This window comes from Methanofastidiosum sp. (genome assembly GCA_020854815.1).
Lineage (GTDB): Archaea > Methanobacteriota_B > Thermococci > Methanofastidiosales > Methanofastidiosaceae > Methanofastidiosum.
Map to the genome: position 1 here is coordinate 45,650 of JAHKLW010000019.1, position 22,194 is coordinate 67,843.

The 22,194-nt window shown below is 35.3% G+C and carries 25 protein-coding genes; 6 read left to right on the forward strand and 19 right to left on the reverse strand.

The window, feature by feature from the left end:
- Positions 1-29 precede the first annotated feature (29 nt).
- Genes KO464_01730 through KO464_01745 form a run of 4 tightly spaced genes read right to left on the reverse strand, consistent with a single transcriptional unit; the run spans position 30 to position 1,370 of the window.
- Positions 30-479, reverse strand: coding sequence for a fasciclin domain-containing protein (locus KO464_01730; GenBank protein ID MCC7572091.1), 450 nt, complete (start codon positions 477-479; stop codon positions 30-32).
- 42 nt (positions 480-521) lie between these two features.
- Complete coding sequence (locus tag KO464_01735; GenBank protein MCC7572092.1) at positions 522-845, reverse strand: carboxymuconolactone decarboxylase family protein; 324 nt, start codon at positions 843-845, stop codon at positions 522-524.
- A gap of 14 nt (positions 846-859) precedes the next feature.
- Positions 860-1,078 (reverse strand): thioredoxin family protein, encoded by a 219-nt coding sequence (locus KO464_01740; GenBank protein MCC7572093.1) that lies wholly within the window; start codon positions 1,076-1,078, stop codon positions 860-862.
- Positions 1,079-1,097: 19 nt separating this feature from the next.
- Positions 1,098-1,370 (reverse strand): metalloregulator ArsR/SmtB family transcription factor, encoded by a 273-nt coding sequence (locus tag KO464_01745; protein MCC7572094.1) that lies wholly within the window; start codon positions 1,368-1,370, stop codon positions 1,098-1,100.
- A 201-nt stretch (positions 1,371-1,571) separates the two neighbouring features.
- Here KO464_01745 and KO464_01750 point away from each other — a divergent pair, with 201 nt between their 5' ends.
- The 4 genes from KO464_01750 to arsB all read left to right on the forward strand — a co-directional run bounded on the left by KO464_01750 (position 1,572) and on the right by arsB (position 4,865).
- Positions 1,572-2,069 (forward strand): hypothetical protein, encoded by a 498-nt coding sequence (locus tag KO464_01750; GenBank protein ID MCC7572095.1) that lies wholly within the window; start codon positions 1,572-1,574, stop codon positions 2,067-2,069.
- Between the two features lie 294 nt (positions 2,070-2,363).
- Positions 2,364-3,059, forward strand: coding sequence for a sulfite exporter TauE/SafE family protein (locus KO464_01755; protein ID MCC7572096.1), 696 nt, complete (start codon positions 2,364-2,366; stop codon positions 3,057-3,059).
- Positions 3,060-3,191: 132 nt separating this feature from the next.
- Positions 3,192-3,683 (forward strand): hypothetical protein, encoded by a 492-nt coding sequence (locus KO464_01760; GenBank protein MCC7572097.1) that lies wholly within the window; start codon positions 3,192-3,194, stop codon positions 3,681-3,683.
- Positions 3,684-3,731: 48 nt separating this feature from the next.
- Positions 3,732-4,865 carry an ACR3 family arsenite efflux transporter gene (arsB, locus tag KO464_01765; protein MCC7572098.1) on the forward strand — a complete coding sequence of 378 codons (1,134 nt, stop codon included), beginning with the start codon at positions 3,732-3,734 and terminating at the stop codon, positions 4,863-4,865.
- Position 4,866: 1 nt separating this feature from the next.
- Here arsB and KO464_01770 read toward each other — a convergent pair whose 3' ends face one another.
- Positions 4,867-5,556: a DUF1638 domain-containing protein gene (locus KO464_01770; GenBank protein MCC7572099.1), complete on the reverse strand. Its 690-nt coding sequence runs from the start codon at positions 5,554-5,556 to the stop codon at positions 4,867-4,869.
- Positions 5,557-5,737: 181 nt separating this feature from the next.
- Between KO464_01770 and KO464_01775 the strand changes: the two genes are divergently transcribed.
- Both KO464_01775 and arsM read left to right on the forward strand, forming a co-directional pair.
- Complete coding sequence (locus tag KO464_01775; GenBank protein MCC7572100.1) at positions 5,738-6,052, forward strand: metalloregulator ArsR/SmtB family transcription factor; 315 nt, start codon at positions 5,738-5,740, stop codon at positions 6,050-6,052.
- Positions 6,053-6,054: 2 nt separating this feature from the next.
- Positions 6,055-6,801, forward strand: a complete 747-nt coding sequence (gene arsM / locus KO464_01780; GenBank protein ID MCC7572101.1) for an arsenite methyltransferase — start codon at positions 6,055-6,057, stop codon at positions 6,799-6,801.
- Between the two features lie 42 nt (positions 6,802-6,843).
- On the opposite strand, the gene KO464_01785 is transcribed toward arsM, so the two are convergent.
- From KO464_01785 to KO464_01850, 14 genes are all read right to left on the reverse strand, one after another.
- The gene (locus KO464_01785) at positions 6,844-8,376 is read right to left on the reverse strand and encodes an MMPL family transporter (GenBank protein MCC7572102.1); all 1,533 of its coding nucleotides are present in this window, start codon (positions 8,374-8,376) and stop codon (positions 6,844-6,846) included.
- A 30-nt stretch (positions 8,377-8,406) separates the two neighbouring features.
- The gene (locus tag KO464_01790; protein ID MCC7572103.1) at positions 8,407-8,625 is read right to left on the reverse strand and encodes a hypothetical protein; all 219 of its coding nucleotides are present in this window, start codon (positions 8,623-8,625) and stop codon (positions 8,407-8,409) included.
- 779 nt (positions 8,626-9,404) lie between these two features.
- On the reverse strand, positions 9,405-9,617 hold the full coding sequence (locus KO464_01795) for a hypothetical protein (GenBank protein MCC7572104.1): 213 nt from the start codon (positions 9,615-9,617) through the stop codon (positions 9,405-9,407).
- 277 nt (positions 9,618-9,894) lie between these two features.
- Positions 9,895-10,800 carry an archaeosine biosynthesis radical SAM protein RaSEA gene (locus tag KO464_01800; protein ID MCC7572105.1) on the reverse strand — a complete coding sequence of 302 codons (906 nt, stop codon included), beginning with the start codon at positions 10,798-10,800 and terminating at the stop codon, positions 9,895-9,897.
- 32 nt (positions 10,801-10,832) lie between these two features.
- Complete coding sequence (locus KO464_01805; GenBank protein MCC7572106.1) at positions 10,833-11,204, reverse strand: hypothetical protein; 372 nt, start codon at positions 11,202-11,204, stop codon at positions 10,833-10,835.
- Between the two features lies 1 nt (position 11,205).
- Positions 11,206-12,855 (reverse strand): dihydroxy-acid dehydratase, encoded by a 1,650-nt coding sequence (ilvD, locus tag KO464_01810; GenBank protein ID MCC7572107.1) that lies wholly within the window; start codon positions 12,853-12,855, stop codon positions 11,206-11,208.
- Complete coding sequence (gene cimA, locus KO464_01815) at positions 12,852-14,420, reverse strand: citramalate synthase (GenBank protein MCC7572108.1); 1,569 nt, start codon at positions 14,418-14,420, stop codon at positions 12,852-12,854. The genes ilvD and cimA overlap by 4 nt, the downstream gene beginning before the upstream one ends.
- Before the next feature lie 10 nt (positions 14,421-14,430).
- Positions 14,431-15,555 (reverse strand): isocitrate/isopropylmalate dehydrogenase family protein, encoded by a 1,125-nt coding sequence (locus KO464_01820; protein MCC7572109.1) that lies wholly within the window; start codon positions 15,553-15,555, stop codon positions 14,431-14,433.
- Positions 15,527-16,039, reverse strand: coding sequence for a 3-isopropylmalate dehydratase small subunit (locus KO464_01825; GenBank protein MCC7572110.1), 513 nt, complete (start codon positions 16,037-16,039; stop codon positions 15,527-15,529). Before KO464_01825 ends, KO464_01820 begins: the two co-directional genes overlap by 29 nt.
- Positions 16,039-17,295 carry a 3-isopropylmalate dehydratase large subunit gene (locus tag KO464_01830; protein ID MCC7572111.1) on the reverse strand — a complete coding sequence of 419 codons (1,257 nt, stop codon included), beginning with the start codon at positions 17,293-17,295 and terminating at the stop codon, positions 16,039-16,041. The genes KO464_01825 and KO464_01830 overlap by 1 nt, the downstream gene beginning before the upstream one ends.
- Positions 17,296-17,329: 34 nt before the next feature.
- On the reverse strand, positions 17,330-18,325 hold the full coding sequence (gene ilvC, locus KO464_01835) for a ketol-acid reductoisomerase (protein ID MCC7572112.1): 996 nt from the start codon (positions 18,323-18,325) through the stop codon (positions 17,330-17,332).
- Between the two features lie 3 nt (positions 18,326-18,328).
- Entirely contained in the window at positions 18,329-18,826 is a 498-nt protein-coding gene (ilvN, locus tag KO464_01840; protein MCC7572113.1) for an acetolactate synthase small subunit, read from the reverse strand.
- Complete coding sequence (ilvB, locus tag KO464_01845; GenBank protein ID MCC7572114.1) at positions 18,811-20,526, reverse strand: biosynthetic-type acetolactate synthase large subunit; 1,716 nt, start codon at positions 20,524-20,526, stop codon at positions 18,811-18,813. Before ilvB ends, ilvN begins: the two co-directional genes overlap by 16 nt.
- A complete protein-coding gene (locus KO464_01850; GenBank protein MCC7572115.1) occupies positions 20,523-22,079 on the reverse strand; it encodes a 2-isopropylmalate synthase in 1,557 nt (518 codons plus the stop codon). The genes ilvB and KO464_01850 overlap by 4 nt, the downstream gene beginning before the upstream one ends.
- Positions 22,080-22,194 lie beyond the last annotated feature (115 nt).

Here is a 22,194-nt window from a genome sequence, read left to right on the forward strand (position 1 = left end):
ATTGTTAAATATGTATAAATATTTTATGATTATGGCATCAAAACTTTGTCTATAGTATAGATTATTCCATTTGAGCAGCTTATATCCGGACTTATAACTGTTGAATTTTCAAGTTTGACAGTTTCAACGTCATTTGCGCAAAAACATAATATTGTTGGGGTCAGACTAACATCTTTCCCATTTAGGGTGATTAACTTATTTTTTTCTTCCTTCTTTATTTCTGCTATTTTTATAAGATCAGATACGGTGTATTTACCAGATACTATGTGAAACTTCAATATTTCTTCTAATTTAGTTTTATTATTTAAGAAATCCTTTAGGTCTCCTTCTTCTATTGTTGCAAATGCACTATCTTGTGGAACAAAGACTGTAAATGGACCATGGCTTGTTAAAAAATCCATTAATCCAGCAATTTTTACTGCATTGACAAAAGTATTAAAAATTCCTATATCTATAATAGTTTCAATAATATTCTTCATTAGATAACTTCCTATAGGGCTGTGATTATAAATTATATTTAATTATTTCTTACATTCACAGTTTATGTTACCTTTTAGTATTTCTTTCCAATCCCCTAGTATATCATGTGTCCAACAATCGTCGGCGCCTGCAGCTTCTCTCATCACCAAAGCAAAAATATAACTGAGTTCCTTTACTGTTGCCCCCGCTTCTAGAGCCCCTTTGAAATGTTTTAAGACACATGGTTTTGATCTAGCCTTAATAGAAAGTGCAAAGCATATGAACTGATACGTCTTCTCATCTATTGTTCTTTTATCTTTGTATAGTTCGTCCATCTCGTCTAATAATTTTGTAAATTCAGGGAAGAATTCTTCTAACATTCTCATATATAATCCTCCAATTATTTGATTCCAAGAATCTTATTAAGTTCCTCTTCTGATGGATTTCCAACTTTTACAACTTTTCCATCTATTAATATTGCTGGGCTACCCATTATACCTTCATTGATAAGATCATTAATATCAGAGCTGTATTCAACACTTGCATTTATTTTTTCCTCGTTTGCCATTCTTTTTATTTTTTCATACAGATTTTCGCACGTTGCACATCCACTTCCCAAAACTTTTATTTTTATAGAATCAATCCTCCTTATTTACTATATTTAGAATTTTCCCAACCCTAGGGTCTTTTATTTTATATAATATTTTTTTTCCATCTCTTCTTGATTCAATAATGTCCCAATCTTGTAATTTTGAGAGGTGCATAGAAGTATTTGGCTGAGATCTTTTTATCAATTCAGGTATTTCACATGCACATCGTTCTCCAGAGACAAGTATACTTAGGATTTTGTATCTTGTAGCCTCTCCCATACCTTTAAGAAGTAGGATATTTCTTTTTTCATTTGAAGTCATGTGCCATTATTTATATATTGATATATAAAGTTTTTCAAAAATATTTTCAAAAGATGATTTGTTGGATTAAATTATAAAACAATCTTTGATTTTGAATTATCAAAAACGTATTGTTTTGGATAATACCAAAATATTTATAAATATATTATAAATAACTACTTATATGTTTATATATGAAATGCTACTCTGGAGGAATAAATAATGAGAAAATACTTATCAATCCTTCTTATAATTACAACTTTATTAATATTTTCTGCATGTGTTAGCAACAGCGCAGAGAAGCCACAAACGAATACACAACCAAATACAAATCAAGGAAACACTAACACTGTTCCAGAAAAAGTAAATGTATTAAAAGTTGAAGTAATTCATTTTCATCCAAGAGTAGGATGTGTCAGTTGTACTACATTAGGTGCATACACAGAAGAAACAGTTAATAAATATTTTTCAAAAGAGCTCCAATCTGGAAGAATTACTTTTAGACATGTTAATTATGAGCTAACAGAAAATCAGGAACTTGTCTTATTATATAGACCACCCGGCTCTGCATTGTGTATAGGGGTATACGATGATCAAGGTCACCTTTTCATTGAAGAAAACTATGGTGGCTGGTATCGACTTAACAATAAAGATACTTTTTTTCCCTATATGAAACAGCTTATTGAAATGAGACTGAATGGGGATCTTACCAAAATATAATAGTCCTTTTTTATTGGTGATATTGTGGATCAATCTAACAATGATAAGATGCTGGATGATAAAATTCAACACTTGACAAAGTTATATCTTTCTCATGCTATTTCCAAAGACGAATTTGAATCTAGAAAGAAAGGGATACTGGCCTCATATTCGACAGATGTTATTAAAGACGAGAACAAAGAACTCCCTACAAAAAATAAATATCCAAATAAAATTTTATTAATAATTCCATTATTTGTTTTAATTATTGGGGCAGGATATTTATTCTTTACCAAAGGAAATACTATATCTTTAATGCCTTTATTTGAATCTTTAGGTAGAAGTAATATTCCTCTTATAGCAGCTTTCTTCATAGGTTTAATGACTACAATAAGTCCGTGCCCACTTGCAACTAACATCACCGCTATAGCTTATATCTCTAAAAAAATAGGGAATAGTAAACACACAATTCTGGTAGGTATTATTTATACTATTGGTAGAATGATTGTATACATAGGTATAGCCGCAGTAATAGTATGGATTGGAATTAGTACATTTTCAATATCAATTATGCTTCAAAAATATGGGAAATTACTTTTAGGGCCACTTATGTTAGTTTTTGGTATTTTAATGCTTAACATCATCAATATTAGTTTTGGGAAAAGTAGCGAAAGAATGTCTAAGCTTAAGGAATATTTGTCTGAGAAAGGACTAATTGGGAGTCTATTATTGGGAATGTTATTCGCTTTAGCGTTCTGCCCAATAAGCGGTGTATTTTACTTTGGCATGCTTATACCTTTGGCACTTCAGAACAGTGATCCAATCCTTATACCTTCGATATTTGCAATTGCAACAGGATTACCTGTAATCATATTTTCACTAATATTAGTTTTCAGTGTTTCAAAGATTGGAGATGTTATGAAAAAAGTCCAAACTTTTGAAAAGTGGATGAGAAAAGCCGTTGCATTTATATTTATTTTAGTTGGGGTCTATTATATGTTCCTTATATGAAGATAAACCTATAAGATTTTATTCTTTCTTAGGAATAATAAGTAGATTAAATAATGGTTAATTTAATTTATAATAAAAAGCCTTTTATAATTAGTAATAATAGTTTAATAACTTACGATTGGAGGTAAAATTATGAGAAAACTAATTGGAATATTCGTAGCAATTATATTAACTGTTTCGATGTTGATAACGCCAATATATGCAGCCCAAAATACTCCGCCAACTCTCGAAGGCGGGGTTCTATTCTATACTTTCCAGGGAAATACCTTTTCTTACAAATTTCAAGTTATGTATGAAGATGCCGATGGAGATTTACCTGCATATATGTTTGTCTACATTAACGGCTCTAGGAAATTAATGGAAAAACAAGATATTTCAGATAATAATTCAAAAGACGGCATTTTATATGTAGTACCATTATCTGAAAACGATTTATTTAAAATGGCCCCAAAGGCAAGAGGCTGGGAAATTGAATACTGGTTTAGAACTAACGATGGGCATGGTCCTGTAACTACTGCAAAATCAAACTTATTTGCATTAGACTATGATGCCATGGGTCTTGTATCCTCAAACTCTGCAGGCGGAAGCAGTTCTGGCGGTTGCAGTAGATGTGCAAGCGGATAATATTTTAATATTTATATTTTTTTATTCAATCCTTTGTACGGTGTATATATGGAAGAAAATAAACATAAGAAAGGATTGGGTATATTTGAAAAATATCTCACTGTTTGGGTATTCCTCTGTATTGGCGCTGGAATAGTTTTAGGAAAAATAGCACCGACAGTTGCAGTAGCCATAGATTCATTTTCATATTATCAAGTTTCAATACCTATTGCAATCTGCCTATTCTTCATGATGTACCCTATAATGGTTAAGATTGATTTTTCAGAAGTTGTAAAAGCAGCAAAAACTCCAAAACCTGTTGGAATGACATTGTTTATCAACTGGGCGATAAAGCCTTTTTCTATGTTCGTCATAGCTTCATTTTTTCTTGGAGTTTTATTTAAAGGATACTTACCAGGAACTGAAATACTAATTACAGGCCAAGAAGTTGAACTTTGGAGAAGTTACATATCTGGAACAATTCTTTTGGGAATTGCGCCGTGTACTGCAATGGTCTTAGTTTGGAGTTATTTGGCTAGAGGAAACGATGGCCTTACCTTAGTAATGGTCGCCATAAATTCACTTACCATGCTATTCTTATATGCGCCTTTAGGTGGGCTATTACTTGGAGTAAACGCAATGCCAATACCCTGGCAAACAATACTATTATCTGTTACAATATATGTTGGATTGCCACTACTTGCAGGCTATATTACAAGAAAACAACTTATTAAATCAAAAGGACTCCAATGGTTTAAAGAAAAATTCTTACATAGACTTACTCCTGTTAGTATTATTGCTCTTTTAATAACATTAGTGCTACTATTCTCTCTCAAAGGAGAATTAATAATTAATTATCCACTGACTATATTTTGGATTGCCATACCCTTGTTCATCCAGACTCTATTTATTTTTGCATTAGGATATTTTGCTCTGTCAAAAATCTTAAAACTTGGATATAGAGATGCCGCTCCTGCATCAATGATAGGTGCTTCTAATCACTTTGAAGTTGCAATTGCAACAGCTACTACCTTGTTTGGTCTTTCATCTGGTGCAGCACTTGCAACAGTTGTAGGTGTTTTAATAGAAGTGCCAACAATGTTACTTTTAGTTTCAATCTGTAAAAAAACATGCTACTTATTCCCAGGATGCGATCTTCCTTGGCCACAATGCAAAAAAAGTGCCAATAAATCTATTTTTTAATTTATTTTTCTATTTCTTTCAAAGCTCTATTGAATGAATCTCTTAATGAATTAATAGTTCCTTCTCTTATTACAACTTCACTATTAAAATGCGATGCAAACTCTTTGCATTTGGCCCTAAAATTAGACTTATCAATAAAATCAAGTTCTATACCTATTACTCTTTTATAGTCAGAGCTTCCAAGAGTCAGATTAAACTTTTCTTTAATATTCATCTCAGATAACTCGGCCATTCTTTTTGAGTCAAGATTTCTAGTCTTTTCTTCCAAAAGTCTTGCCCAGTGTTTTGCCCAACCAGGAGTCATAAAAAAATTATTTGTGGTCTGTTCTAACTCTTTTAGATAATTTTCACTTGACCCTATAAGGGCGCAGATACAATCATCCATTATCTCTCCCTTTTCATTAGTTAGAATATCAAACGGGACTATTATTTTGTTATTAATCAGTAATTCTCGTATAGAACCTAAGGCATTACCACACAGCCCATAAAGTAGGAGTATATAATCAACATGCTTTTCAATTTCTTTTGAGGCGTTTACCACTTCTCTTTTGATATCTTCTGCATATAAGTGAAGTGCAAAAGGCAGGATATTAACAACTACCTCAAGAGGGGCTTGTCTTTTTAGAAATCTTGTTGAGCATAACTCCCTTGCAATTGTAATTTTTTCATAGTTGTATTTAGTTTCAAGCATTTTTTGAAACTCTTTTGAAGAATCACTTGATACAAGTATGATCCTTCCTATATTATCATATTCAGATAGTAACTTTAACAGTTCTTCTTCAAAGATTTCACATGCAACTATACCTATTCTCTTCATAATCTCTTGTCTAACGTTATTAGGTTTATTTAAAAGAATTCTTATTATAATAGAAATATTTATATATGCGCATATATACATAAATATTATGGATATGCAGGTAGAGATATTCAAAGCACTAGGCGATGAAACTCGTCTTAAAATTGTTAAATGCCTATTAATTCAAGAGTACTGTGCATGCGAGTTCACGTTTGATATTCAAAAAGACCAGACTACAATATCGAGGCATCTTAAGATTTTAGTCGATGCGGGTATATTAAAATCTGAAAAGAAAGGTAGGAATATTATCTACAGTATAAAAGACAAGGCCACAATCGACATGTTAAAAAATTTTGGCGTTGAAGGAATGGCGTGTTGTGAGGGAGATTAAATATGAGAGATGAAGATATTAAGAGAATTGTAAGAGAAAATTATTCAAAAATAGCATCTTCTAACTGTGATTGCAATTGCGGATGTGGAGGTGGGAATAATAATGAACTAATTGCTAAATCATTGGGTTATTCAGACACACAGATTGGAAATGTATCTGAGGCCAATCTTGGATTGGGTTGTGGAAATCCTACTGCACTTGGCGAGATAAAGGAAGGAGAAACTGTACTAGATCTTGGTTCAGGGGCAGGACTTGACTGTTTTCTTGCTGCAGATAAAGTTGGAGAAAAAGGAAAGACAATAGGTGTCGACTTCACTGAGACAATGGTCCAAAAAGCAACGCAAAATGCAAAAAAATATGGATATAAGAACGTTGAATTTAGACATGGCGACATAGAAAATCTTCCAATTGATGATGGTTCGGTAGATGTCATATTAAGTAATTGTGTGATTAATCTTGTGCCTGATAAGGCCAAAGCCTTCAATGAAGCTCACAGAGTTCTAAAGAAAGGAGGAAAAATGTACATATCAGATATAGTCTTGCTTCAAGATCTAAGTGATGATTTAAGAAAAAATGAGATGCTTCTTGTTAGCTGTATTGCGGGTGCAATATTAAAAGAAGATTACCTTAAAATAATCAAAGATACAGGATTTGAAATCTTTACTACCTCTAGTGATGAAGAAATAAGCATAAGGCAATATTATGGATTGCCTATTGAAAGTTTGAGCATTGTAGCAATAAAGAAATAAACAGTAATTATTATTATCTTCTTTACTTTGAGAATTAATAATTCATGTTCCTACTCTCTTCTTTTTAATATCGAATAATTTTTTAGTATCTTTAAAAAATCTTTCTTGAATTACTAAAAAAGAGGGTAAAAACAACAGAGTTATCCCCGCGCAGCTGAATACACCAACAAAGAGAAGTTTACCCATAACATCAAGGAAATTAAGAGTTGCAGCTAGAATTGCCATAAATCCAAATCCGGATACAAAAGAAGAGAGAATAACTGGCTCAAATACACCTCTAACAGTATTTACTATCCTTTCAACCATAATGGGGCTTTTCTCTAATCTAAATCTGTTTATTGTTTGAATGGCAAAATCAATTCCAATCCCCGCCATAATTGACATAATTCCAACAAGTCCTGAGTCTATAGTTGTACCCATAAATCCTGCTATACCCATCATCCAGATAACACCTACTCCTACGGATAGTAGAGGGATAATTCCATATCGAACTGACATAAAAGTCAACATTACACATGCTAAGATCCCAATTAATCCCAAAATTGAAAGTTTTGACATCTCTGGCATAATAATGTCTGTTAATTCTCTAATCATTGCCATAGTGCCACCAGGCTGAACTGAAAGGGGGGTCAAACTTAATACTTTTTTAACATCATCATAAACTTGAAGCTGATCAGCACCCTTAGAAACATCTAATCTTATGATGAGATATCCTAAACTATCAGACACTTCAAGTCTTCTCTTTAAATCTTCCTTTGGTAGATATATGTCTTTAATATCTAAGTTGAATGAAGAGCCTTCAATACCATAAACATTAATCAGCTGATTATTTAGTAGATATACCTCTTTTAGTACATTTGAAGAGAGCACATTTTCTGATTTTATTAGAACTAACATTGAGTCATATCTCTGAAATTTATCCTTTAAGATATTAAATACCTTTATCACTTCAGAATTTTCTGGCAATGAACTCTCTTCAGTTTCTTCTATGAATTTAAGATAATTTATGCCTGATGCGAGTAATAGTGTTATAAAAATACCGGCCACAAGAAAGGATTTTGGTCTTTTAGCCTGTAGCTCAGTAAATCTGACAATATTTTTATCTAATTTTTTATTTCTTATTTCAATTCCACTAACACTCCATTCCTTCAAAGGCATTAGACATGGCAAAAAGAAAAAAGCCCCTATCAAGCAGTTTATTATGCCTAGCGATAGCGTCTGACCAAGATGCACAACTGAGAGCATACTAGAAAAAGTAAGGGCCGCAAAACCTGCAATAGTAGTGGTACTTGATCCAATAGTACCTTTACCAACACCCGCAACCATTGCGACTACTCTTGTCTCATTCGTTGCTCCTTTTTTTGCTTCCTCTCTGTACCTTGACATCATAAATATTCCATACTCAGTTCCAAGACCAATAATAATGGCCCCAAAAGTCCCCGTGGCCATACTTATAGGTACGTCCATAAGGGCTAGTTGTCCTGTAGTCCAGATCATTCCAAGAAGAGGAGGTGCTATAACTAAAAATGATTTTAAATGAAAAATCAAAGTCAACAGTATAAGTATGATTAACAATGCAAAGGCAACAGTTTTTATTATATCCTCTTATAGAATTTCTAGCAAAGTTTTAATCAGAATTGGGGATCCAGTAACATTATAATTTAACCCATAAAGATTTTCTTTTTCTACTTCTTCCTCGACTATTTTAATTATTGAATTAATGCTTGTTTGATCATAAACAAAGCTAGTAGTCCTGACCAATACAATTGCTGCTGAATAGTCACTTGAGAGTAATTGGGGAATAGTATCTGCAAAATTTTTCAAATATGTATCATTATCAGGAATTTCTCCAAAAATAGAATAATAAACTGTCCCGGGGCCTAAAGAGTCCAGAATTTCCGGACGAGATTCTGACCTCTGCTCTAGCCTATATATACTTTCTAATGATTTTTTGTTTCTTATATCTGAAACTTCATTAAGATCAGTTTCTAAAAGGATAATTATGGCCTCTTCTGCGCCAAACTCATTTGTGATTAGCTCTTGAGTCTTTACTACATCAAACTCTTGAAGGTATTTCTTTCATTAAATCAGATTCAAAACTAAGATTTAGAGACTGGGCAGCGAAAAATACAGTTAGTATTAACATTACAATTACGATAATTTTAGAATATCTGTATTCCAATATACCTAATTTTCCCAGAGCAGTTTTTCTTAAATCATACACCGGACTACTTCCAATTATTTATTCATATTTTAAATGGCCTCTTAGTTATTAACATTTGTGATGAAAATAATTTTAATTATCCAAGTAAAATATTTATAAAAGACCCATACTATAATTAGTATTATTACAACAAAAGAACCAAAGTGTCTTATATATGGCTCAGAAAAGATTTTTGTAATTATCTAAGGAATTCCAGGCCATGGTCTTTTAAAAAACTCTCAAAAAGGAGAATTTATCCTGGGTGGCTGTAAGACCAAACCAGAAGCGCCAAGATATCACTGCAAGAGATGTAAGAACGAGTGGGGTAAGTTGAAGGATGGCCCTGAATATTTTTGAGTTAGAGATTAGTCAAAAAATAGAATAATTAAAGAAAAATAGATTATTTTTTATCTTTTAACTCTGCAAAACTTTTCCAACCTAATTCAGGCATTTCAGCTTGCATCATTGCCCTATCTGCCGAACCAAGACCATACATCTTGTCTATCGCCCTCAAAGCTTCACCAATTTCACCACTCATGTCGTTAGGTTTCGTCGTTGATTTATTCTCTCTTAATATTAGTAACCAATCTGTATAATTTTTTTCTACTGGCATGTGTATCACCACATTAATTTTTCTTTTTATGTTTATAAATTTTTCGTCAATTACATTAAAAATAAATATTAATATCGACAATTCTAGGATTGCCTAAAATTATTTCCTTCACCTAATAAGCTATACAGATATCTAAAATAATAAAAAAATATTCCATAAACAGGTAAAAATCATTATATGGAACTTTTGGATATTATTCAAAGAATCAATGATGTTATTTCTTTCTAGAATAAATCTTTACGGCATAGTTATTTCTAATCTTAAAATTAGGGCCAAATCAAAACTTCATTAGTTCTTCTTCCCATTCTTTTTTGCATTCACAATCGTACTCTAATATTTTTGCATCGTTATTAATTGAGAATCCTAAAATTTTTTTTTCAATTTCTCTATTACACCTCTTACAATTTTTAGGGCCACGTGATCTACCAAATGCCACAGGATGGCAAATAATATCCGATCTCAATTTTGAAGTCTTTTTTAGAATTTCCAATATACTCCACCCCCAAGGTGGCGAATACTCTCCTTTTTTCCAGAGGTACTCAACAAGGGTATTCTTATGGACTGTCATAGGATTAAATGAAATCACATCAGCAATATTTTCAATAGCTTTTGCAGAGTTTATCGCATCATGTATGGCTTCTTTCTCAGTTAGATATGGAGGCTTAATCATCAAATAGGCCTTATTTTTAACACCTAGATTTTTTAAAATATCACTTGCAGAAATATAATCTTCAAAGGTAAATCCCTTGTTGATTGAATGCTTTAGTATTTTGTTATTTGATGATTCCAATCCAATAGCAACTTCAATTTGAAGATCATTATTTCCTATTAATTCATTCAAGTAATCTTCTTCAATATATTCTGGCCTAGATTCTATTGTTACCTCTGAAATTCCATTCTCAGAAAGAAATGAAATTATTTTCTTTGCGCAATCAGAATTGACCTCTTTTAGGTCAAGAAAACTTCCAGATGTGAACAGTTTGACCTTCCTTATTTCCTCATCATTAGCATTATTAAATTCATCAATAAATATGCTAAATATATCAATTGAAGAATCACTTGGAGAATCCTCAAAATATGAGCACATATTACACCTTCTCCACCTGCACCCAACAGTTGGGAGAATAATTGAAAGTGCTTTGGATTCTTTACCCTGAACTTTTTCTCTATTATAAAAGTACATTAACTTTTTTAATTAAATTCAGTTTAAAAACTTCACTCAAAGAGACAGTTCATGCAATTAACAGCTACAACTGAAATTACAAATGCAGCAATTGCAAATATAATCCAAATTCTTCTTCTATAATACTTCTCAGAAATATAGATAACAAAAGCAGATGTTGAAATAAAGTAACATAATAATGGAAATATAGGCATCGTGACTAGTAAAAATAGATTATACCCCATCAGGTAAAGTGACCACTCAATACCGCTCCAGCTGATACCAATAAAAATGACGCCAAAAAGGAATAACTCTTCTGCTTTCTTGTAATTATTTTCCCTTAAAAAAAGAGAATAAATAATTAAAAAAGAGCTCAATATAGAGCTTAATATTGAATAGTGAAATCCTAGAGATTCGAGCCCCATTTTATTCCAACACTGCACCCTTATCAGATGAAGACACTAGTTTTCTATATCTCAAGAGCATTCCTGGAATATTCTTCTTCGGCAGTTTTGCATTTTTTAGTCTCTGTTCTATTTCTTCATCTGTAAGTGCAACTTCAAGTTTTCTCTTTGGTATATCTATTTTGATTATATCCCCATCCTTTACAGCAGCTATTGCCCCTTTGTCAAAGGCTTCTGGGGATACATGGCCTATACATGGGCCTCTTGTCCCTCCTGAAAATCTTCCGTCTGTAATTAAGGCCACTGATTCAGACAGCCCCATGCCTGCTATCAAACTTGTTGGCTCTAACATCTCCCTCATTCCAGGTCCACCCTTTGGCCCTTCGTATCTTATGACAACAACCATTCCAGGTTTAATTTTACCTGAAAGTATGGCTTTTGTAGCTGTCTCTTCACTTTCAAAGACTTTGGCCTTACCCTCAAACTTCATTATCTTCTCACTAACAGCAGTCTGTTTCACAACAGAGCCTTTAGGAGCAAGATTTCCCTTAAGAATGGCAATTCCACCCTGTTTGTGGTAAGGATTATCAACATTTCGAATTGTTTGAGATTTTATTATCTTTACTTTCTTTAGTACGTCACCAAGTGTATTTCCCATAACTGTTTTTGTTTCAAGATTTAGTTTGTTCTTTAATCTTATGAGAATTTGTGGAATACCGCCGGCATCATCAAAGTCTCTCATAAAGAAAGGTCCACCTGGCCTTAGATTTACAAGGTGTGGCGTCTCTTTAGAAATCTTATCAAATAGTGTTAAGGGCAGGGCAATACCGAATGCATTAGCAACTGCTGGCAGATGCAGAACAGTGTTTGATGATCCACCTATTCCCATATCAACTCTAATTGCATTTTCAAAGCTCATCTTAGTAATTATGTCTTTTGGTTTCAAGTCCTTCTTAACAAGTTCTACTACAAGCTTCCCTGTTTGATAAGCTATTTCTTCTTTTCTCTTATCAGTTGCATGAACAGTAGCGCTCCCAGGAATTGAAAGACCCAACGCTTCAGTCATACAAGCCATTGAGTTTGCCGTAAATAGACCTGCACATGCTCCAGCACCTGGACAACTTCTCTTTTCTATTTCTCTAAGTTCCTTCTCATATATATCTCCTTTTTTAAAGCTACCAATGGCCTCAAAGATTGATATCAGATCAAGTTGCTTACCTTTGTATTCTCCTGGCTCCATTGGGCCTCCAGTGACCATAACAGCTGGAATATTTATCCTACCGGCAGCCATAAGCATACCTGGCGTTATCTTGTCACAATTTGTAACTCCTACCCACCCATCAAAGAGATGAGAAGAAACCATAAGTTCAACAGAATCAGCAATTATGTCTCGTGATGGCAGAGAATATCTCATGCCTTGATGCCCCATAGCAATTCCATCACATATGCCTGGCATACCAAATTCAAACGGGATACCACCCGCATCTCTAATACCTTTCTTTACAAGGTCTGTAAGTTTTCTAAGATTAATGTGGCCTGGCACTATTTCTGAATAAGCTGAGGCTACACCTATAAACGGTTTCTTAAAGTCCGCATCTTTTAGTCCATCAGCCCTCAACAGTCCTCTTGCCCCTGCCTTATCAATATCCTCTTTAATTATTGAACTTCTCACTTACTCACATCCACAAACTTTGATAATCCATATTCAACGCTATCTACCAGAGAGTACCAGCTTGCTGTTATTATGTTTTCAGAAACTCCAACGGTATCCCACATCTTGTTGTAACCATGAGTCCTTATCAAAACTCTGACAACTGACCCAGTTCCTTCCTCACCTTCAAGAACCCTAACTTTATAGTCGGTAAGATTAAAGTTTTTTATTTCAGGATAAGCTCCAATTAGAGCTTTTCTTAGAGCCTTGTCCAGAGCATTTACAGGGCCGTTACCCTCTGCAGCTGTATGGAACTCTTTATCATTTACTCTAAGCTTTATTGTAGCTTCAGAGCGGGATTCCATATCTCCTCTTTTGTCAATAACAACTCTAAATCCTTCAAGATCGAAGAACTTCTTGTAAGTTCCTAGAGCTTTCTTCATCAAAAGCTCAAATGAGGCCTCTGCACCTTCAAACTGATAACCTTCGTTTTCAAGTTTTTTTATCTTTTCAAGTATGAAATCAAGTTTAGCATCAGCAGATTCTAGGTCAACACCGTACTCTTTGGCCTTAAAAATAATATTGCTTCTACCTGATAATTCAGAAACTATGACTCTTGTCCTGTTTCCTACAAGTTCTGGTTTAATATGCTCATATGTATCCGGGTGTCTTTGAATAGCACTGACGTGTATTCCACCTTTATGAGCAAATGCACTTGAGCCCACATATGGTTGATGCATCTCAGGAGAGATATTCCCGAGTTCTGCTATGTATGCTGAAACATTCTTTAGTTTACTTAGCTGTTCATCTGAGATACAGTTAAGCTTCATCTTAATTTTAAGGCCAGGAATTATTGAGCAAAGATTTGCATTACCGCATCTCTCTCCATATCCATTGATAGTCCCTTGAACATGTACCGCTCCATTTTTGACGGCTTCAAGTGAGTTTGCAACAGCGCATTCTGAATCATTATGGGCGTGAATACCAATCTTACTTTTTACATCTGATTTAATTTCACTAATAATACTTCCAATCTCAAAGGGCAGGCTCCCTCCATTTGTATCACATAAAGATATGCAGTCTGCACCCGCTTTGTCAGCTTCTTTAATTGTCGACATGGCATATTCTTTGTTTCTCTTATATCCGTCAAAGAAATGCTCCGCGTCGTAAATAACTTCAATTCCATGCTCCTTTAAGAATACAATAGAATCATAGATCATCTCTAAGTTCTTTTCAAGTGGAATTTTTAATGCTTCAATTACATGAAAATCCCAACTCTTTCCAAAAATCGATGCAACTTCTGTGTCCACATCTATAATTGCCTTTAAGTTAGGATCATCTTCAGCCTTTAGCTTTGCTCTTCTTGTGCTCCCAAATGCACAAATTTTTGAAGTAGACAGAGAAAGAGCTTTGGCATTTTTAAAAAACTCTACATCCTTAGGATTTGAGCCAGGCCATCCACCCTCGATGTAATGTATTCCTAGTTCGTCAAGCTTTTCACATACCTTCAACTTATCATTAGCGGAGAAGGATATACCTTCTCCCTGTGTTCCGTCTCTCAAGGTTGTATCAAAAAGCCTTATCATTTTTTTCTCCTTATTCTTTCATCTTCTTGACTATTTCATCTCCAACCTCAGTTGTCTTAGAAGTTCCACCAAGATCCTGTGTTCTTACCTTTCCTTCTTCCAATACTTTGACTACAGCCTTTTCAATCAATGCCGCTGTTTTTGGCTCTCCGATAGTTTCTAGCATCATAACTCCACTCAATATTGTGGCAAGTGGATTTGAAACATTCTTTCCCTTGTATTTTGGCGCAGAGCCATGTATTGGCTCAAACATTGAAACACCATCAGGATTAATATTTCCTCCAGCTGCAAGACCTAGACCTCCTTGGATCATAGCTCCAAGATCAGTGATTATATCTCCAAACATATTTGGAGCAACAACAACCTGGTACCACTGTGGCTGTTTCACAAACCACATTGTAATCGCATCGACAAATGCGAATTCAGTTTCATAACCAGGATATTCCTTTGATACATCTTCAAAAACGTCTCTCCATAAACTGTAAATATTTGTCAAGACGTTGGCCTTATCAACAGATGTTACTCTTTTCTTACCCTTCATCTTAGCAAGTTCAAATGCATATCTTATAACCCTCTCAGAACCTGCTCTCGAGATCATACCTATTTGATATGCTATCTCTTCAGGTCTATCGATATCAATACCCATATTAAACTTTACTTCGTAAAGATCTCTTATTACCTCAAGTTCTTCTTTGTTCTTTGTTCCTTTGAACCTTCCACCAATTCCTATGTAGAAATCTTCTGTGTTCTCTCTAATAACGTGGAAGTTGATGTCTTTGTAGGATTTATCCTTTAGTGGACAAGGAACATTTGGATAAGATACAATTGGTCTTAAATTTACATATTGATCAAAATAAAATCTCATCTTGAGGAGGATACCCTTTTCAAGTACTCCAGGGGCGACCCTTGGGTCACCAATAGCACCAAAGTATATTGCATCCTTTTTCTTAAGTTCCTTTAGAGTTTCTTCAGTAATTAATTCTCTAGTTTTTAAGTATTGTTCAGACCCGTTTTGGTAGTATTCCCATTCAATACCTAAACCTGTTATGTCGCATGCTGCGTCTATTACCTTCTTTCCTTCTTCGATTATCTCAGGTCCTATGCCGTCACCGGGCATTATGGCTATTTTTTTCATTTAGAGCCTCCTTCACGTATTCCATCAACCCACCCTTTTCTACTATTTTAAGCAAAAAGGCAGGTAGTGGTTTGAATTCAAAGACCTCACCAGATCTTTTGTTCTTTATAGTTCCTCTTTTCAGATCGACTAAAAGTTCATCTCCTTCATTGGCCTTAATATCACATTCAATTAATGTCAGACCTAAATTAATAGAATTTCTAAAAAATATTCTTGCATAACTTTTTGCAATAACACAAGATATGCCTGCTCCCATCAGCGCTCTTGGTGCATGTTCTCTGGAGGATCCACATCCAAAGTTTCTTCCAGCAACTATCATGTCACCTTGCTTTACTATATTTACGAATTCTGGCCTTACTTTTACAAAAGCGTTTTTTGCAAGTTCTTTGGGATCTCCAGTAACTAAAAATTCAGCAGGTATTATCTGATCAGTGTCAACATTGTCCCCGAATTTAATGGCTCTCCCTTCAAGAATTTCCTTCATTAAAGCACCTCTCGTGGATCAACTATTCTTCCTTCTAATGCAGAAGCCGTCACTACAGCAGGATTTGCTAAATAGACCTCTGAGTTCTTGTGGCCCATTCTCCCTATGAAGTTCCTGTTTGTAGTAGCAACACATTTTTCACCGTCAGCAAGTATACCCATGTATCCACCAAGGCATGCGCCACATGTTGGTCCACAGACAAAACAGTCAGCCTTTTCAAAGATGTCAATTAATCCTTCTTTTAAAGCTTGGTAAAAGACTTCCTTTGTTGCAGGAACAACAAGCATTCTAACTTCTGGGTTAATCTTTCTACCCTTTAGAATTTCAGCTGCTATCCTTAAATCTTCAATTCTGCCGTTAGTGCAGGATCCAAGATATGCTTGGTCAATCTTCACGTCAACATCAGAAGCAGGGGCGGTGTTACTCGGTAAAAAGGGCTTTGCAACAGTAGGTGGTATATCTGCTGCATCATATTTTAGCTCTTCAATATAATAAGCATCAGCATCCGAATAAACTGGATTGTAGCTTCCCCTTACTCTTTCCTGAAGATATTCAAATACCTTATCATCTGGAGGTATAATGCCAGCTTTTCCTCCTGCCTCTATAGCCATATTTGAAATGGATATCCTATCAGAAAGTGTTAAGTTCTCAATAGTATTCCCATAATATTCCATAGCTTGATATAAAGCGCCCTCAACTCCAATATCTCCTATCACATGGAGTATGATATCTTTTCCATAAACATAATTGTCAAGCTTACCGTTGACTGTAATTTTAATGCTGTCAGGTACTTTTAACCAAAGCTTACCAATAGCCATAACAGCCGCAGCTTCAGTTGAACCTATACCTGTTGAGAATGCCCCTAAAGCACCGTAACTACAAGTATGTGAATCTGCACCTACAATTAGCCTACCTGGTGCAACAAACCCCTTCTCGATCATAAGTTGGTGACATACTCCACCCCTTCCAACCTCAAAGTAGTTTTCTATTTCATATTTTTTTGCAAAATCTCTCATCCTTTTTGCCTGCTCAGCAGAGGCAACATCCTTGTTAGGAACATAATGGTCTGGAATAAGGACTATCTTCTCTTTAAACGGTTTTGTGCCTTTTGGGAGCTTTTCAAACTGCTCAAATGCAGGCAGTCCAGTTACGTCATTTACCATGACGTAATCCACATTAGCTTCAACTATCTGCCCAGCCTCAGTATTGACCCCGGCTTTATTTCCTATTATTTTTTCTGATATGGTCTTTCCCATAAAAATCAACTAAAAAATAAAAATTTAAATTATTTTATTTTTTTTCAGGTTTTAAGAACATTTTCCGGATGTCCTTACCTACTTCTTCTATGAGTTTTTCGCTACCCTCTTTTCTTGCTCTTGTGAGAACAGGTCTTCCTGTGTAGTTCTCCATCATGAATTCTCTTGCAAATTCACCTGATTTGATGTTATCAAGAACTTCGTACATTCTTTCTCTGACTGAGTCATCGATTATCATTGGACCTCTTGTTCTTCCACCATATTCTGCGGTGTTTGAAACTCTTTCCCACATTAGCTCTAGCCCACCTTCATAGAAAAGATCTACAATTAACTTCATTTCATTCAAACATTCAAAATAAGCAATTTCTGGCTGGTAACCTTCACTTACCAATGTTTCAAAACCAGCTGTGATAAGTTCCGTAATTCCACCACAAAGAACACATTGCTCTCCAAATATATCGGTTATAGCTTCTTCTTCAAATGTAGTTTCAACTACCCCTGCTTTTGTTAAGTTCATTGCTTTTGCCATTGCAAGTGCGGTATGTTTTGCCTTTCCAGTGTAATCCTGCTCAACAGCTAAAAGCGCTGGAGCTCCAAAGCCTTCCTTGTAAAGTCTTCTAAGTTCACTACCTGGTGTTTTAGGCGCAACCATTACTACATCAACAAATTCTGGTGGCTTAATCTGATTAAATGTTATATTAAATCCATGAGAAAAGCTAAGAACATCGCCTTCCTTTAGATTGTCTTTTATGTATTTTGAGTATACATGTGGCTGGACCTCATCAGGTATCAAGATGTGAACGATGTCTCCTGCCTTTGCAGCATCTTCAACACTCATCGTCTTAATCCCCGCATCCTTAGCACAGTTCCATGACTTTCCACCTTCATTTACTCCAACGACAACGTCAATACCGCTATCGTGTAAACATAGGGCCTGTGCCCTTCCTTGATTTCCGTAACCTATTACTGCTACCTTTTTACCTTGTAAATATTTAAGGTCTGCATCACAATCATAATACATTGTTGCCATAATTTAACCTCCGCTTTTCTTTTCAATATCCCTAGAAATGGCAGTAACTCCCGTCCTGAAGAGTTCTTTTATGCCAAAGTTCTTCATTGTCTCAACAAATCTGTCAATATCAAGCGGGTCTGCTGTTATCTCTAGGGTTATTGTTCTTATACTAATATCTACTATATTTGATTTAAATGCATTGGCTATTTCTATAACCTCTGCCCTATTTTCCTTGTCAGCATAAACCTTCAATAGACATAGATCCCTTACTACAGATGTATTCGTATCCAAGATATTTACTTTAACAACCTCTATGAGTTTGTTTAGTTGTTTTTCTATCTTTTCGATTTCTCGTTCATCCCCAGTCATTACTATAGTCATTCGGCTCATACCTTCTTTTTCTGAAGGAGAAACAGTTAAGGAATGAATATTAATACCTCTTCTAGAAAACATCCCACTCATCCTCGTTAGGGATCCTGCTTCATCTTCCACTAGAACTGATATTATCTGTGTTGGCATCTTCCCACTCCTATCATCTCATCAACACTGCCTCCAGGCGGGATCATTGGAAGAATATTTGTTTCAGACTCTATCTTAAAATCTAAGACTGAAACAACGCCCGAATCAAAAGCATTTTTCAGTGCCTTTTCGATGTCACTTGCCTTTTCAACTCTTTCTCCATATGCACCAAAAGATTCTGCAAGTTTTACAAAGTCAGGTATTGTTCCAAGTTTTGTTCCAGCATATCTCTTATCCCAGAATAACTCCTGCCACTGTCTAACCATACCTAGGAATGAGTTGTTTAATACAGCGACAACTACAGGTATATTTTCAGCCATTGCAGTTGCTAACTCTTGACAGACCATTAAAAATGACCCGTCACCAGCAATATCCAAAACTTGACTATCTGGCTTTGCAACCTTTGCCCCAATTGCAGCTGGGAACCCAAATCCCATCGTTCCAAGTCCCCCTGAGGACATAAACTGCCTTGGCTTTTTTGTAATATAGTAGTGAGCTGCAAACATCTGATTCTGGCCTACCTCTGTAGTGACAATAGCATTGTCGTCAAGGAAATTATTAATTGTCTTAATTATAAGTTCAGGTGTAAGCTTCCCATTATGTTTTACGGTTTCACATTCTTCACACATGCTATGAAGCTGATTGACTCTCTTTCTCCAAATATTTGTGTCTTTTTTAACATCTTCATATTTCTTGATAAATTTAATTAAGTCCCTTATCACAAGATTGGCATCTCCTACAAGTGGGAAATCTACAGGGATATTTTTGTTTAATTCTGAAGAATCTATATCACAGTGAATTTTTATTGCATCAGGTGCGAAAGATTCAAGACCCCAACCTGTTGTTCTATCGGAGAATCTACATCCAATGACTAATAGAACATCACAGTTATTGATCATTTTATTTGCACCAAGTCTCCCATGCATCCCTACCATCCCAAGAGAAAGAGGGTGAGTTTCAGCTATAGCACCCTTCCCCATTAGAGTAGTCGCTACTCCAGCCCCGAGATACTCTGCCAAAATCCTTAAGTCTTCAGAGGCGTTTGCAAGTATTACCCCCCCTCCTGCAAGGATTAAAGGTCTTTCTGCCTCAACAAGTTTTTGTGCAATTCTCTTAAGCTGAAGTGGATTTGGAACTATGCTTGGATTATACCCGGCAAATTTTACCTCTCCGTGATGATACTCTTTCGATGTTTTTTGTTGGACATCATTAGGCAAATCTATAACTACTGCACCTTTCCTGCCTGTATTTGCTATCTTAAATGCACCTTTGATTGTCCTGGATAAATGGTCTGTAGATTTTACCAAGAAGTTGTGCTTTGTTATAGGCATCGTGATTCCAAATGTGTCTGCCTCTTGAAATGCATCAGTACCAATTGCTTTAGTTGAAACTTGAGCTGTAAAAGCCACAATAGGAATAGAGTCCATTGTCGCATTCAATAAACCAGTTATAAGATTAGTCGCACCAGGGCCGGAAGTTGCCATACAAACTCCCGGACCTCCAGATGCCCTAGCATAACCATCAGCAGCGTGAGCCGCTCCTTGCTCATGTCTCACAAGGATACTTCTAATATCCTTTTCTTCATAAAGTTCATCATAAAGAGGTATTAATTGGCCTCCGGGAAACCCAAAGATATGTTTAACATTTTCCTCTTTTAGACATTTGACAACGATTTCTGTTCCTTTTAGACCATCATTCATTTCGTTTTCGCCTCTTTACCTATTTTTCTTAGTTTATTTATGGCTTCAATTGCCGCATTGACACTTGTCATGACTATATCCGAGCCAACACTCTTTCCAATTGCCTTAATACTGTCCTCATTTATTATCCTGACAGATACTTGACATAGCGCATCAGATCCACCTGTGATTGCTTCAAGTCTGTACTCTTCAAGTGTGATCTTTTCAGGAACAATAGATTTTATTGCATTTAAAGCCGCATCAACTGCACCATTGCCTATGTTTGAACCAATCTTTTTGTTTCCATTGATATTTAGAATTGCTGTCGCTGTTGGTGTAATATGAAGGCCCGATATTATTGACATCTCTTCAAGTTTTACTTCTTTCTCTTCATCTGGTACCTTTCCGACATATCCTGCAGCTATTGCTATTAAGTCTTCATCTGTGATCTTCTTGCCACTCTCTCTTATTCTCTTTACATCATCGACAATCTCAAGAACCTGTTCTTTTGTGAGACCAATTCCAAAGTCCTTAAGTTTTTTTTCAACAGCATGTATACCTGTATGTTTTCCAACAACAATCTCGCTTTCCCTTCCAACTAACTTAGGTGTGAGGGGTTCATAACAGAAGGCTTTGCTTAATACACCATGGACATGTATGCCCGATTCATGGGCAAAAGCATTTTCACCAACAATAGCCTTATTCGGTTGTACAACAACACCTGATATTCTTGAAACTAGTTTAGAGATATATGTTAGTCTTGTGGTATCAAGAGAGAATCTGACACCGTAAAGTGCCATGAGGCTCATAACTGTTTCCTCTAATGAAGCATTTCCTGCTCTCTCCCCAAGACCATTAATTGTGCAGTGGACCTGTTTGGCACCACTTTCAACTGAAGCAAGAGAATTAGCAACTGCAAGACCAAAATCATTATGGCAATGGACACTTATTGGTACATTGATATCATCAACAAGTTCTTTTATCAGGTATCTCATTGCTTTTGGCATAATTGTACCAACGGTATCTGGGACATTGATATAATCTACACCTGCATCTCTTACAGCCCTATGCATCTCTTTAAGGTACTCAAGTTCAGTTCGAGTTGCATCTTCACATGAAAATTCTACTTCAACGCCGTGATCCTTTGCATATTCAACACCCTCTATGGCTTTATCCATAATTTCTTCTTTAGACATCTTGAGCTTAAACTCACGATGTAGGGGGGATGTAGCAATAAAAGTGTGAACTCTATCAACATTACATTCTAATGCGATGTCAATATCTTTTTTGTTAGATCTTGCAAGGCCGCAAACCTTTGCCTTTAAACCCATATCGCATACTTTTTTAATAGCATCTTTCTCTCCGGCAGATGTTATGGGAAATCCAGCCTCAATAGCATCAACCCCTAATAGATCAAGACTTTCAGCTATCTTCATCTTTTCCTCTATGTTAAATGCTACTCCAGGGGTCTGTTCTCCATCTCTAAGAGTTGTATCAAATATCTTGATACCTTGAATATTCATCTTTTCTAGTACTTTCTTATTATAGTCGCTTACACAAATAACTTCTTCCATATTATCCACCTATCAAAATAAATTATATAGTAAGTTCTCTCAAATGAAAAAAAATCACTTACAATCTTGATATTGCAGGTAAGACTACGGAGAAAATTTATACAGAATTTATACC

Coding starts and splice junctions, on each gene's coding strand:
- KO464_01830 (MCC7572111.1), bottom strand. CDS start 17,295: ATGGGAAAGACCATATCAGAAAAAATAATAGGAAATAAAGCCGGGGTC.
- ilvB (MCC7572114.1), bottom strand. CDS start 20,526: ATGAATGATGGTCTAAAAGGAACAGAAATCGTTGTCAAATGTCTAAAA.
- KO464_01730 (MCC7572091.1), bottom strand. CDS start 479: ATGAAGAATATTATTGAAACTATTATAGATATAGGAATTTTTAATACT.
- KO464_01760 (MCC7572097.1), top strand. CDS start 3,192: ATGAGAAAACTAATTGGAATATTCGTAGCAATTATATTAACTGTTTCG.
- KO464_01820 (MCC7572109.1), bottom strand. CDS start 15,555: ATGAAAAAAATAGCCATAATGCCCGGTGACGGCATAGGACCTGAGATA.
- KO464_01770 (MCC7572099.1), bottom strand. CDS start 5,556: ATGCTTGAAACTAAATACAACTATGAAAAAATTACAATTGCAAGGGAG.
- KO464_01755 (MCC7572096.1), top strand. CDS start 2,364: ATGCCTTTATTTGAATCTTTAGGTAGAAGTAATATTCCTCTTATAGCA.
- arsB (MCC7572098.1), top strand. CDS start 3,732: ATGGAAGAAAATAAACATAAGAAAGGATTGGGTATATTTGAAAAATAT.
- ilvC (MCC7572112.1), bottom strand. CDS start 18,325: ATGGCAACAATGTATTATGATTGTGATGCAGACCTTAAATATTTACAA.
- KO464_01750 (MCC7572095.1), top strand. CDS start 1,572: ATGAGAAAATACTTATCAATCCTTCTTATAATTACAACTTTATTAATA.
- KO464_01850 (MCC7572115.1), bottom strand. CDS start 22,079: ATGGAAGAAGTTATTTGTGTAAGCGACTATAATAAGAAAGTACTAGAA.
- ilvN (MCC7572113.1), bottom strand. CDS start 18,826: ATGCCAACACAGATAATATCAGTTCTAGTGGAAGATGAAGCAGGATCC.
- KO464_01795 (MCC7572104.1), bottom strand. CDS start 9,617: ATGCCAGTAGAAAAAAATTATACAGATTGGTTACTAATATTAAGAGAG.
- KO464_01735 (MCC7572092.1), bottom strand. CDS start 845: ATGAGAATGTTAGAAGAATTCTTCCCTGAATTTACAAAATTATTAGAC.
- arsM (MCC7572101.1), top strand. CDS start 6,055: ATGAGAGATGAAGATATTAAGAGAATTGTAAGAGAAAATTATTCAAAA.
- cimA (MCC7572108.1), bottom strand. CDS start 14,420: ATGATAAGGCTTTTTGATACAACCTTGAGAGACGGAACACAGGGAGAA.
- KO464_01745 (MCC7572094.1), bottom strand. CDS start 1,370: ATGACTTCAAATGAAAAAAGAAATATCCTACTTCTTAAAGGTATGGGA.
- KO464_01825 (MCC7572110.1), bottom strand. CDS start 16,039: ATGAAGGAAATTCTTGAAGGGAGAGCCATTAAATTCGGGGACAATGTT.
- KO464_01805 (MCC7572106.1), bottom strand. CDS start 11,204: ATGGGGCTCGAATCTCTAGGATTTCACTATTCAATATTAAGCTCTATA.
- KO464_01800 (MCC7572105.1), bottom strand. CDS start 10,800: ATGTACTTTTATAATAGAGAAAAAGTTCAGGGTAAAGAATCCAAAGCA.